This is a genomic window from Paenibacillus sp. JT31N11, from assembly GCF_056269285.1.
On record NZ_JBWDNQ010000001.1, the window covers coordinates 378,950 to 391,053 of the forward strand.

Below are 12,104 nucleotides of genomic sequence, written 5' to 3' on the forward strand. Positions count from 1 at the left end.
GGATAGAAATCCATAAACCTTTGCTTATATTTTTGGGGATGTAACTAACTTTGTTGCCAAAAAGATGGCGAAGTCGGTTCTTCTTACGTTTTGGCTTATTTTTTATTGCTTTTTTGCGCTAATTTATAAAAAAATATTAAATTTAGGGCCGTTCGATTCCAAATCGGGCGGCCTTTTGCCGATATAGTAGTTAGCTCGGATTCCAGGGAGGGATGGCTATGGAGCAGCAGGACGATATGGCGTATTTGAAGCGTTATGTACAAAACCATCCCGATAATCGCATGGCATGGTACCTGTTAGGCAAACAGTATGTGATTGAAGAAAAAGAAGCGAAAGCGAATTATTGCTTTCTCAAGGCAGGCAGCATATATGAAGCATTTGAGCGCAAACAGCATCCGCTTGCCAATGAGCCGCAGCAGCTGATTGCCCAGTGGAACCGCCGCCGGCGCATGAAGCAGCTGGTTATCCGTTCATTGATTGCGCTGCTGCTCCTATTGGGCGCTGTTCTGACTGATCCTTTTGCCGATGGTCCAAGCAGCCGGGATGAACAAGCTGCTGATCAGAGTGCTGCGGTTGATGATTTGCCGGCCGGCTCTGAAGAGAATTCCGGTCCGGATGTCCGGGTGGCATTCGTAAAGCCTGCCGACAGCAGCGGTCTGGGGAAGGCGATGGGCGTACTGATGGAAGGAGGGGAGAAGTCGGCCGATCTCGGACTTGCCGTGATGCTGGAGCAGGACGACAGCTGGCGGAAATGGACGGGTAATACCCGCATGCTGCTGTCAACCAAGCGGCAGGGAGAAGGACAAGCCTTCAATGTCAGTCTTCACGATGCGATAGCCTGTAATTGCCAGCCAAGCGATGCAGCCGGAGCCAAACAGGCTTATGGAAGCTGGAGCAAGCAGCAGGAGCAGCGTTGGACGCTGACCAGCGCGATTGAACAGTACCGGGAGCTGTTTAAACATTGGCCAAACAAACTTGAGGATATGGTGCGCCCCTATCCGAACAATGTCCTGTCCGGCGAAACTTCATTAATGAGGAAGCTGTTCCCGGATATTCTCCAGAGGCAAAAGGCGGCTGCAGCTGCCCGGGGCGATTCCGCCGGGAACGGATCAGGCGGCGCAGAGTCGAATGGTAATGAAAGGTCAAGTGCAGCGGCGCAAATGGAGCTTCCGGATAAACCGCTGTCCATTATCGTCGATCAAGAGAATCACACGTTGGCCGTCGTGAGCGGGGATGTCATCATCCGCAGCTATAACGTGGGTCTTGGCGGCGAGAAGACGCCTTCAGGAAGCTTTTACATCAGCGAGAAGGTCAAGAATCCGAACGGGCGCGATGACGGCGAGTTTGGAAGCAGGGGAATGACGCTGTCCGGAACGCGTTATGCCATTCATGGAACGGATGAGCCTCAAAGCATCGGCAAGGATGAATCGCATGGCTGTGTACGGATGAACAAGGAGGATGTGGAGGAGCTGTTCGATCTTGTGCCACTTGGGACCAAGGTGGAGATCAAGAGCGGGGTTCTGCCTGCAGATGCTCCCAAGCCGGCTGCAGAGCGCTTCAGCTTGCAGCCGATGCAGGATGAAACGAATCCGGAAGTCGTGTACCGCTGGCTGAACTAATTAATTCTCGAATACGAGCAGAAGCGCAACTGCTGCGACGATCACAACGATAACGGCACCGATCCACAGCAGCGCCCTCTTGTTAACCTCTTCTTTTGGTTTGGTTTTTAGAATGGGCGGTTTCTTCTTGGTTTGGCTCATGTGGATCAACCTTTCTCTTATAGGTAATAGGATGTGATCTCATTGTATCCGTTTTCCTGATAGCCCGCAATAACGACAAAGACAGTATAAATGCCCGCTCGTGCTGCTGATGGCCTGAGCCGGGCTCTTTCTTTTTTTAGTTGAACACGTTAAAATGTTGCGTAGAGCTAACATGATGAACGGAGTGAAGAAGTTGTTGTATAAAGTAGCCAAACCAATTCTGTTTCGGATGGATCCGGAAAAAGCCCATCATCTCGTTATAGACGGTCTGCATTCCGCGGGCCGGGTTCCCGGAATCCCGGCTATGATGCGGTCGCTGTACGGAGTCAAGGAATGCCCGGAGCTTGCCGTGGATGTATTCGGTCTACATTTCCCCCATCCGGTAGGGCTGGCAGCCGGCCTGGATAAGAACGCGAAAGCGGTGGATATGTTTGCCAATATGGGCTTCGGCTTTGCTGAGGTGGGTACGGTGACCCCCAAAGGACAAGCAGGTAATGAACTCCCCAGACTGTTCCGCCTGCCGCCCGACGAGGCGCTCGTGAACCGGATGGGATTCAATAATGAGGGAACGGCAGCAATGGCGCAGCGGCTCGCTGACGGGAAGAAGAGGAGCATTCCGATTGCCGTCAATATCGGCAAAAATAAATCAACGCCTAATGAGCTGGCGCATGAGGATTACCGCGCCTGCATTAAAGCGTTATATACGTACGGCGATTTCTTCGTTGTCAATATAAGCTCGCCGAATACACCTGACCTTCGCGCCCTGCAGCATGGCGATGAGCTGAGGCTGCTGCTTTCCACCGTTATGGAGGAGATGCGTTCTCAGGCCAAGGCAAACGGCGGGGCCGTGAAGCCGGTGCTGGTCAAGATTGCGCCGGACATGACGAACGAGCAGCTCGCATATACCGTGGAGACCATTGCGGCGAGCGGTGTGAACGGGATTATAGCATCGAATACGACGCTCAGCCGGGAGGGGCTCCGGCATCCGCACGCGAGCGAAACCGGCGGCCTCAGCGGCAGGCCGCTGAAGGAACGCTCCACGGAGGTCATACGCGAAGTGTATAGGCTGACTGGCGGCAAACTGCCCATTATTGGTTCTGGCGGCATCTTTACCGCGGACGATGCATACGATAAAATTCGCGCCGGAGCCAGTTTGGTCGAAATCTATACGGCGTATATTTACCGCGGGCCGGTGCTGCTGCGGGAGCTGACTTATGGAATGAAAGCACTCTTGCACAGAGACGGATATCAAACGATCGCCGATGCAGTCGGTGCGGATCATAGATAACAGACAGGAGGCGGCTGGATGGACGGTAGAGATTGGGGGCTGTTTTTACAGCCCTATGAGCAGGCTGTTGAGGAATTGAAGGTGAAATTCAAGACGCTTCGTACAGAGCTGAAAACAAGAGAGACCTACGCGCCGATCGAGTTTGTAACCGGACGGGTGAAACGGATCTCAAGCATTCTGGAGAAGGCGAAGCGTCTGAATGTTCCCATGGAAAGCATCGAAACGGGCATTGAGGATATCGCGGGAATCCGCATCATGTGCCAATTCGTCGATGATATTCATCGTGTGGCGCAGTTGATCCGCAACCGCAAGGATCTAACCTTGGTGTTTGAGAAGGATTATGTCACGAATTTCAAAGACAGCGGCTATCGCAGCTTTCATATGATTGTAGAATATCCTGTCCAGACGGCAATCGGCCTTAAAATCGTGCTGGCAGAGGTGCAAATCCGGACACTCGCGATGAATTTCTGGGCAACAATCGAGCATTCCCTTAACTATAAATATAAAGAAAGCCTGCCTGATGATGTGCGGACCCGGCTCAAGACAGCGGCCGAAGCCGCAGCGGTACTGGATTCGGAGATGTCGAGCATCCGCAAGGAGATTCTGGATGCCCAGCGCGATTTCGAAGAAAAATCAAATATGGTCTCGAGTGTGCTGAGCGATATCCAGGACCTGTATTTCTTCCACAGGGTCAGAGAAGCCGTCCAATTCCAGCTGCGGTTCAACGAGCTGTGGGAGAAAGAAGACGGCTATGCCATCCGCATGCTGGCTGATGAAATCCGTACAGCGCTGATCAAGGTCAAGAAGAGCGGAGGCTCGTAAGTGGGAGGCAGGGAGCAGGAACGGTATGATGAGCGTTTCGTTCATTTTATCGTGCTTTTCAATATGGACGAGGATTACTTTGAATGCCATGAGGTGATGGAGGAGCTGTGGCTTGAGGAAGGTCGGAATACGTTGTATCAAGGCCTTCTTCAGGCTGCAGTCGGTCTGCATCATTGGCGCAATGATAATTACTCGGGCGCTGTGAAGCTGTTCACGCAAGCAGAGAATAAGCTTGCTTCATACCCGGATGTTCTGATGGGACTGGATTTGGGAATGCTCCGTCAAGACATCGCCCGCGTTCTTGCGCCGCTCCATTCCTGGGTGAACCGGATGGTGGACGAGGGCAATCGAGCCTCTGAAGCCGCCGGTGAAACTGTTCTGACGAGGCCTGGACCCGGGCTTGCGGGGCCCCCTCCGTTCGCAGCTTTTCGGCTGCTTGTACAGGATGATGAGCTTCGCCAGCTTGTCGGGGCGATGTCGCAAATTCCGTTGGAGCAGCGCCTGCATGCGGAGGATGAGCTATGAGCGTCATGAACCCGGATAGCCGGCTTGCCGGCACAATCATATCCACCCGGGATAATAACCGTCTGTCGCTGGCCTGCTCCGGATAGGGGGGCGAAGCGGCTCAGGCGGTTTATTTTAAATATGGGAATCTGAGGGAAGAAATCTGCCTCGCAGCAGCCATTTGTTCTCACTTGGACGGAATTGCCTGAAAAAAAGCAGTTGGTGAAGCCAGGCGCTGTATAATACAATATGTTAATGACTACAAAGGTAAAAAAATGCTTTGCTTTTAGATGAACGAGAGAAACGGCAGGAGGGGTTTTGGCAAGTGGGCATCATGCTGCCGCAATCGTTTACGGATAAAATGAAAATCATGCTGCAGGGCGAATATGACGATTTTATTGCTTCTTATGAACGGCCGCGCAAATTCGGACTGCGGGTAAACGGATTAAAGCTGACGGCGGCGGCTTTTGCCGAGCTATCGCTGCTTTCGGATAGATTGACAGGTGTTCCATGGGAACAGGGGGCGTTCTATTATGAGGAAGCCGACCGCCCAGGCAAGCACCCGCATTATCATGCGGGGCTTTACTATATTCAGGAACCCAGCGCAATGGTGCCCGCGGAGCTGCTCGGCGTTCTGCCTGGCGAACGCGTGCTGGATTTATGCGCGGCTCCCGGGGGCAAGTCGACCCAGCTGGCGGCCAAGCTGCAGGGCAGCGGCGTGCTGGTAGCCAACGACAATGCCAGGGAACGGACGAAGGCGCTCGCCAAAAATATCGAGCTGGCCGGAGTACGGAATGCGGTTATTCTGAACGAGGAACCAGGGAGGCTTGCGGAGGTATTCGAGGGATGGTTCGACCGAATTCTGGTGGATGCCCCCTGCTCGGGAGAGGGAATGTTCCGTAAGGACGAATCGATGATTGCCGAGTGGGAACGTCATTCAGTGGAACGCTGCAGCGTCATGCAGCGGGATATTCTCGTTCATGCGAGCCGGATGCTGGCGCCGGGCGGCACTCTGGTCTATTCGACATGCACGTTCTCGCCTGAAGAAAACGAAGCCCAAATTGCCGCTTTATTGATTGCGGAGCCGTTGCTGGAGATTGTCCCCATTGAGCTTGCCCATGGTTGGGCGGCAGGCAGACCGGATTGGATCGGATTGAGCGCTGCCGAGGCTGCTGGTGCCGTTAATGATACAGATCCTGACATGGAACGGATAGCCGGAAGAAATCTGCTTGTCGGCCAGCTCGGAGAGAACGCCGAAACGGGCCGTGCGCGGTTGGCAAGCATTTCGGGTACGGTCCGTTTGTGGCCGCATTTGACCGGAGGCGAAGGGCATTATGCAGCGGTCCTGTATAAACGCAAACCGGTTGATGCTGATGAGCTGACAAGCGACGGCGGGCGAAGCGGTGCCGTAACAGGTGCGGAGCCTGAACGTCATGGAAGGAAGCCAAGCCACGGCGGGCAGCTGAAGCGGACTGCCGCCAGCAAAGCTGGGATTGATGAACAAGAGAAGTCAGGTTATCCGCAATGGCCTGTCCGCGAGGAACGGTATTCCGGGGCGAAGCGTCAGGCTAACGGAGCGCAAGACAGCAGTGGACAAGGTCATGCTGATGAGCGCAGCCGTAAAAAAGCCCATAGCCGGCAGGGCAGCCATCCTCAGGACAGCGTCAGAATTCATGCCGGGCAGAAGGGCCTCCGCGGCGGAAGGGCGGACAAAACAGGCGGCATAAGCTATGGGGGAAAAGTCGCGCGGGACGATAAGCGCGCTTCCGCCCACAAGGGGAGCAGCAGCCCCGGAACGGCTCCGGATGCCGCGGCGTCCTGGGGGAAATTCGCGGCCGAGCAGCTGATCGGCGCGGAGCAGTGGACCGGCGAGCTGGTTGCTTACGGCTCGCGTGTCTATTTGCAGCCGCCGGGCATGCCTTCGCTCGGCGGATTGCGGGTCGTGCGGGCCGGCTGGTACATCGGCGAAGCCGGCCCGCACCGGTTTGAGCCGTCGCAGGCGCTGGCCCTGGGACTGCGGCGCGGGGAAGCGGCGCTCAGTCTGCGGCTGGGCGCGGATGATGAAGCGACGCTCCGGTATTTGAAGGGCGAGACGCTGCATATCGATGCAGAGCGTCTGGTTCGGGCCGGGGAGCCGGATGGCCGGTCCGATGCGCGGGACGGAGATCCGCACGAACTGGAGCATAGTACGCCGGCTGGAGCCGCGGCAAAGGGTTATGTGCTGGTTTGCGCGGATGATTTTCCCATTGGATGGGGCAAGGTTGGCGGAGAAGGCTGGCTCAAGAATGAGCTGCCTGCCGGTTGGAGGTTGATATAAGTGGCAAAGAAGATGAGGCTCGACAAGCTGCTGGCCAATATGGGCTGCGGCTCGCGAAGCGAAGTGAAAATAGCGATTAAACAGGGGCGCGTGAGCGTGGACGGCGTCCGTGCCAAGGATCACGGTCTCACGCTTGATCCGGAAACAGCGGTTGTCCTGTTCGATGACGAGAAGGTTGTGTACCAGGAAGTGATCTACGTGATGCTGAACAAGCCGCAGGGGGTCATTTCGGCAACGGAGGACAAATGGGATCAAACCGTAATCGAGCTGCTTGATCCGGTGGATCGGGTGCTTCAGCCATTTCCTGTCGGTCGGCTTGACAAGGATACGGAGGGACTGCTGCTGCTGACCAATGACGGCCGTCTGGCTCATGAGCTGCTGTCGCCGCGCAAGCATGTGCCCAAAACGTACGAGGCTGTCGTACTGGGGGATGTCACCCGGGAGGATGTGGATGCTTTTGCTGCGGGAGTTGCTTTGGACGACGGGTATCAGACGATGCCTGCAGAGCTTCATATAACCGGTAAAGAAGCCGCGGGAGAGGGAGCAGTGCACAGTCGAATTTCACTGACGATCCATGAAGGCAAATTTCATCAGGTTAAGCGGATGTTTGAATCCGTGGGTAAAAAAGTCATCTACCTGAAACGGGTCGCCATGGGACCGCTTGCGCTCGATCCGGCTTTGTCCCTTGGTGAGTACCGTCCGCTTACGGAAACGGAGCTGGAGCAGCTCATGTTGATTAAAGAGGCGAAGGTCAAGAACAGCTAGACGTATTTGCTGTGCATAAATTAAGCCTGTTTGTTGAGGCAAACAACCGTGATTTTGTGAAGGGCAGGTAAGGACAGGATGTCGATTCAGTATGATTTGATTGCGCTTGATGTGGACGGAACGCTTCTCACAGACGGTCATGTACTGACTCCGGCCGTGCGTGACGCTGTGCGGGAGGCAGCCTCCCGCGGAGCGGAGATCGTGCTGTGCACGGGACGGGGGCCGAACAATGCGCTGCCGGTACTCGCTGAGCTTGGTCTCTCAGGTACGATGATTACGCATAATGGAGCGGCGACGGTCGATGCGGACCGCAGAGAGGTGATTCATCAATATGCGATATCCGGCACTGAGCTTGCCCGTTTCCGGGAGTACTGCCTGCAGGGCGGCTATCATTTTGATATAAACACGGCGTTTGATCTGATGATTGAAGGCATCACCACGGAAGCGGAGGCCATGTACGGACGCTATGAGGTGAAGCCGGTTTGGCGGGATAGCGCCGCACCTCTGCCGGAGGGTCTAGTAAAGTTTACGGTATTTGGCAGCGCGGCGGAGATGGACAGGATCGAGGCGGACTGGAGTTTGTGGAAGGACGGACTAAAGCCGATACGCAGCGGAGAATATTTTATTGATGTACAGCATCCGGAAGCCGGCAAAGGCACGGCGCTTACCCAGCTTGCGCATGTGCGCGGCATCGACAGCAGCCGGGTGATGGCTATCGGTAATTATTATAACGATATCGGCATGCTGACCTTCGCGGGACTTGGCGTTGCGATGGCCAATTCGCCGGAGGCGGTTAAGGCAGCTGCGAGCGCGGTGACGTTCTCCAATGAAGAAGATGGTGTCGCATATGCGCTGCGTACTTATGCCTGGTGATGAGGCTTTATAGGGAATGCAAAACCGCCTGAGGGAACTCCCTCAGGCGGTTTTATTCTTAACTACTGTAAGGAAGTCTGCCTTTCCGTCATATGTATTTTCTGAAATAAAGAAGCTTGATGCGCCGCCCAAGGACGGCGCCAGCTCTTCTTGTGCGCAAACGGGATTGATCCGTACAGGATTCGGCAGGTTAAGATGACCAGCAGAATGAACAGGACCAATATTGCGCCGGCCGAAGTGAAACCTCCGTATCCTCCGACAGCTCCGGACAAGCAAATTTCTCCCTGAAAAGATAATTCCGGCACCGTTTCTTCTGGTCATTCATGATGATCTTCGGTACTCGGTATACAGTATAGTATGAAGAAAACCGGCATGCGACTGGACAGCAGCCCAGGCTGCGGCCATATTTGGGCATATGTCCTGCTGTGATACGCAGAGACTGCCGCTCAATTATGGAAGGCAGCTGCCGGGGAGTGTCGGGAGCTGGCGTGCTGGTGTCCTTCAGGTGAAGCGCCGCAGCCCTTTGGGCAGGTGGTTCTTGATCTGGCCGCCGTTGGCTTTGCCCCAGCCAAGCGGGAGGCCGTCTACGGCTATGAGGCCCCAGCCGGTGCTGCTCTCCTGTGCGGGAAGGGTCTCTCCGCGCAGGAAGGCGGCGATCTCCGGCGCCTCGGGCCGGTAGCTCTGCATCCATGCGGCGGCGCCAGCCGGGACTGCCATAGCCAGAGCATGCGCCGGCTCCAGGCGGTTCTTGCGCACGTCGCCGAGGTGCAGGCCGGGGCGGGGGACCTTGAGACCGTTAAGGTCCCCTGCCCCGATGGGGCTTGTGCCGCCGCTTGCCGGATGCGGCAGCCAATAGAGGGCGTCGCCGAAGCGAAGCGGCTCGCCTGGCCCCAGCGTCCATCCGCCGGGCAGCGCTGTTTCGGCGAAGGCGCGCATGAGCGCCATATCCGCTTCGAGGCCGTTGGTTCCCGCTGCGGTGTGATTCCGGCGGCGCTCACGCTTTGACTTGCCCGGGTGCTGTTCCGCGGCAGACGGGCTGTCGCCAGCATCTCCAGCAAACGCGGGGGAAGAAGTCCCGGCTTTTTGGAGCACAGCGACAAAATGGCCTTCTCCCCGTTCTATATGCGGCCATATGCGTTCCAGTCGCATAACGCTGAACGCCGGATATTTGGAACAGAAGGCAGCAATCGTCTCTTCATTCTCCAGACGGTTAAAGGTGCAGGTTGAATAAACCAGCCTTCCTCCGGGCTTCAGCAGAATGGCGGCATGATCCAGAATATCCGCCTGCCTGGCCGCGCACATGGCAACATGCGCCACCGACCATTCACTGATGGCCGCTTCATCCTTGCGGAACATGCCTTCGCCCGAGCATGGGGCGTCCAGCATAATCCGGTCGAACAGCCCCGGAAACTGGCGGGATAACTCATCGGGGGCGGCGCTTGTCACGATAGCGTTGGCAATGCCGCAGCGCTCCACATTTTCACTTAATATTTTGGCTCTGGCGGGATGGATCTCATTCGCGATCAGAACGCCCTGACCGGCCATTTTTCCGGCGATCTGGGTCGTTTTGCCGCCTGGAGCAGCAGCCAGATCAAGAATAAGCTCGCCTGGTTGAGGGTCAAGCAGCTCCGCGGCCGTCATCGCCGAGGGCTCCTGGATATAATAAAGTCCGGCCATGTGGTATGGATGCTTGCCGGGCCTTGACGCTTCTTCATAATAATAGCCGGTTCCGCACCATGGGACAGGCTCCAGCCTGAACTGCCGGACAGCTTCCGCAAGCAGCGGCTGCCCGGCAGCGGGCTTGAGCGGATTGATCCGCAGGCCGAAGGTCCGGGAGGCGTTGTAGCTCTGGAGAAAGGCTTCCATATCATGGGGCAGAAGCTGGCGCATTTGATGGATGAAAGCATCCGGGAGTGTGACGGGCACGGTATTTTAGCTCCTTTTCAGCAGAGATGGCAGGCTGGGCAATACAATGCAGATTATTATACCATAAAGAGGCGAATGGACAGCCTGATACGGCAATCTATTCATGCTATAATTTGATATAAAGCTATCAACAAAAAGGAGTGCCTATGAGAATATCGATTGAACTGGTTCCAAGACTAGCGGAGCATTTGCAGCAGGAGCTTCAATTTATCAAAACCCATTTTCCATCCGTCAATACGGTAAATATACCGGATTTGCTCAGGCTGAGCATCCGCAGCTGGGAAGGCACGGCCATATCCAAACCCTATTTTGAGAACAGTATCCCGCATATAAGGGCTATTGATTTTGATCCCGATGTTCCTATGAAACTATTAGAAGAGCTGCACCGCAATCGCATTTCAGAGATTCTCGTCATTACCGGCGACGCGCCGCAGGATATGAGCCGTGCCGTTTATCCGACCACCAGCATCGATTTGATCAGGAAGATCAAGGCCGCAAGCCCCGAGACCCGGATTTATGCCGCATTGGATCCCTATCGAAGCGATGTGCAGGCCGAATATGAGTATGCACAAAGAAAGCTCGATGCGGGGGCTGACGGATTTTTCACACAGCCTTTTTTTGATCTTCGCATGATGGACAAGTACCTGAAGCTGCTGGAGCCAGTTGATACCTTCTGGGGAGTATCGCCGGTAACGTCCGTGAAGTCCAGAAATTACTGGGAGGTTAAAAATAAAGCCCTCTTCCCTGCGGATTTCGAGCCTACGCTGGAATGGAATATTGCGTTTGGCCGCAAGGCGCTGGATTATGCTTATGGAAGTGGCAGCAATATCTACTTCATGCCGATCAAAAATGATATTGCCGCTTATTTAACGGGGATTTTTCAATAAAAGCTGGAACATAAAGGAGGAAAATTCATGTCGTCAGATTCCATCAAAAAACAGGTACAGCAGCAGTTCGGCAAAAACGCCGAAAAGTATATCACAAGTCCGCTTCATGCCAAAGGCGAGGATTTGGCGCAGCTGGTTGCCGCATCCAATGCCAATAAGCAGATGAACGTACTGGATATTGCAACAGGCGGGGGACATGTGGCCAAAGCGCTCGCTCCATTGGTGCATCATGTGATTGCCTATGATTTGACGGAGGATATGCTCAATACCGCAGCTGCGTTTATCCGCAGCGATGGACATGCCAATATTGATTTCGTTGCGGGGGATGCGGAGGCGCTGCCTTTTGACGAGCATTCCTTTGATTTGGTCACCTGCCGGATCGCCGCTCATCACTTTGCCGATGTGGGAGCTTTTTTGGCGGAAGCGCTTAGGGTCGTAAGGCCAGGTGGAAGGCTGCTGCTGATTGACAATATTACGCCGGAGAACGACGCGTTCGATCAATTCTATAACCGGATCGAGAAGCACAGAGACGCAAGCCATGTGCGCGCCTATAAAAAATCCGAATGGATCCGTATGATCGAAACGACGGGATTCCGGATTGAAGGGATGACGTGTTTTCCGAAAACGTTTGATTATCGTTCCTGGTGCGAGAGATCCGGGTTGCCGGAAGACGAACGGGCTGCGCTGGCAGCATCCATGCTTCAGGCCGAGCCGCAGGTGATTGATTATTTCTCGATCACCAGGGATGAAGCTGGAGAACTGGTCAGCTTTACAGGGGAGTCGGCTTTATTTCAGGCTGTGAAGGGGAAATAGAGAAATTAACGAAATATGAAATTTTTGATGACCATGTCCGTATAGAGCATACGGGTGGTCATTTTTTTTGATAACAGGACCAGCCGGTTGATGCACGGGGATTCATAGGAGATAATGAGAGCGTGAGAGAAACGGTCGGATTTGTGCTG

General features: G+C 54.9%; 11 protein-coding genes. 9 read left to right on the forward strand and 2 right to left on the reverse strand.

The window, feature by feature from the left end; genetic code table 11:
- The first annotated feature begins 218 nt into the window (after positions 1 to 218).
- Positions 219 to 1,619, forward strand: a complete 1,401-nt coding sequence (locus AC0YNV_RS01750) for a L,D-transpeptidase (RefSeq protein ID WP_475765325.1) — start codon at positions 219 to 221, stop codon at positions 1,617 to 1,619.
- Here the strand turns inward: AC0YNV_RS01750 and AC0YNV_RS01755 are convergent, their stop codons facing one another.
- Positions 1,620 to 1,760, reverse strand: coding sequence for a hypothetical protein (locus AC0YNV_RS01755; RefSeq protein ID WP_475765327.1), 141 nt, complete (start codon positions 1,758 to 1,760; stop codon positions 1,620 to 1,622). It lies immediately after the preceding gene.
- A gap of 193 nt (positions 1,761 to 1,953) precedes the next feature.
- Here AC0YNV_RS01755 and AC0YNV_RS01760 point away from each other — a divergent pair, with 193 nt between their 5' ends.
- The 6 genes from AC0YNV_RS01760 to AC0YNV_RS01785 all read left to right on the forward strand — a co-directional run bounded on the left by AC0YNV_RS01760 (position 1,954) and on the right by AC0YNV_RS01785 (position 8,329).
- Positions 1,954 to 3,048 (forward strand): quinone-dependent dihydroorotate dehydrogenase, encoded by a 1,095-nt coding sequence (locus AC0YNV_RS01760; protein ID WP_475767252.1) that lies wholly within the window; start codon positions 1,954 to 1,956, stop codon positions 3,046 to 3,048.
- An 18-nt stretch (positions 3,049 to 3,066) separates the two neighbouring features.
- The gene (gene yjbM / locus AC0YNV_RS01765) at positions 3,067 to 3,870 is read left to right on the forward strand and encodes a GTP diphosphokinase (RefSeq protein ID WP_210045717.1); all 804 of its coding nucleotides are present in this window, start codon (positions 3,067 to 3,069) and stop codon (positions 3,868 to 3,870) included.
- On the forward strand, positions 3,871 to 4,395 hold the full coding sequence (locus AC0YNV_RS01770) for a DUF309 domain-containing protein (protein WP_475765330.1): 525 nt from the start codon (positions 3,871 to 3,873) through the stop codon (positions 4,393 to 4,395).
- Between the two features lie 313 nt (positions 4,396 to 4,708).
- On the forward strand, positions 4,709 to 6,691 hold the full coding sequence (locus AC0YNV_RS01775; RefSeq protein WP_475767254.1) for an RsmB/NOP family class I SAM-dependent RNA methyltransferase: 1,983 nt from the start codon (positions 4,709 to 4,711) through the stop codon (positions 6,689 to 6,691).
- Positions 6,692 to 7,456: a pseudouridine synthase gene (locus tag AC0YNV_RS01780; protein WP_379113723.1), complete on the forward strand. Its 765-nt coding sequence runs from the start codon at positions 6,692 to 6,694 to the stop codon at positions 7,454 to 7,456.
- Between the two features lie 78 nt (positions 7,457 to 7,534).
- Entirely contained in the window at positions 7,535 to 8,329 is a 795-nt protein-coding gene (locus AC0YNV_RS01785; RefSeq protein ID WP_475765332.1) for a Cof-type HAD-IIB family hydrolase, read from the forward strand.
- 501 nt (positions 8,330 to 8,830) lie between these two features.
- Here the strand turns inward: AC0YNV_RS01785 and AC0YNV_RS01790 are convergent.
- Positions 8,831 to 10,255 carry an RsmF rRNA methyltransferase first C-terminal domain-containing protein gene (locus AC0YNV_RS01790; protein ID WP_475765334.1) on the reverse strand — a complete coding sequence of 475 codons (1,425 nt, stop codon included), beginning with the start codon at positions 10,253 to 10,255 and terminating at the stop codon, positions 8,831 to 8,833.
- A gap of 146 nt (positions 10,256 to 10,401) precedes the next feature.
- Here AC0YNV_RS01790 and AC0YNV_RS01795 point away from each other — a divergent pair, with 146 nt between their 5' ends.
- Both AC0YNV_RS01795 and AC0YNV_RS01800 read left to right on the forward strand, forming a co-directional pair.
- On the forward strand, positions 10,402 to 11,142 hold the full coding sequence (locus tag AC0YNV_RS01795) for a methylenetetrahydrofolate reductase (protein ID WP_475765336.1): 741 nt from the start codon (positions 10,402 to 10,404) through the stop codon (positions 11,140 to 11,142).
- Between the two features lie 27 nt (positions 11,143 to 11,169).
- Positions 11,170 to 11,955: a class I SAM-dependent methyltransferase gene (locus AC0YNV_RS01800; RefSeq protein WP_475765339.1), complete on the forward strand. Its 786-nt coding sequence runs from the start codon at positions 11,170 to 11,172 to the stop codon at positions 11,953 to 11,955.
- The last annotated feature ends 149 nt before the right edge of the window (positions 11,956 to 12,104 follow it).

What these genes read in the sequence shown, in the direction of transcription:
- AC0YNV_RS01750 (WP_475765325.1), top strand. Translation starts at nt 219, where the DNA reads ATGGAGCAGCAGGACGATATGGCGTATTTGAAGCGTTATGTACAAAAC.
- AC0YNV_RS01755 (WP_475765327.1), bottom strand. Translation starts at nt 1,760, where the DNA reads ATGAGCCAAACCAAGAAGAAACCGCCCATTCTAAAAACCAAACCAAAA.
- yjbM (WP_210045717.1), top strand. Translation starts at nt 3,067, where the DNA reads ATGGACGGTAGAGATTGGGGGCTGTTTTTACAGCCCTATGAGCAGGCT.
- AC0YNV_RS01775 (WP_475767254.1), top strand. Translation starts at nt 4,709, where the DNA reads ATGCTGCCGCAATCGTTTACGGATAAAATGAAAATCATGCTGCAGGGC.
- AC0YNV_RS01785 (WP_475765332.1), top strand. Translation starts at nt 7,535, where the DNA reads ATGTCGATTCAGTATGATTTGATTGCGCTTGATGTGGACGGAACGCTT.
- AC0YNV_RS01795 (WP_475765336.1), top strand. Translation starts at nt 10,402, where the DNA reads ATGAGAATATCGATTGAACTGGTTCCAAGACTAGCGGAGCATTTGCAG.
- AC0YNV_RS01800 (WP_475765339.1), top strand. Translation starts at nt 11,170, where the DNA reads ATGTCGTCAGATTCCATCAAAAAACAGGTACAGCAGCAGTTCGGCAAA.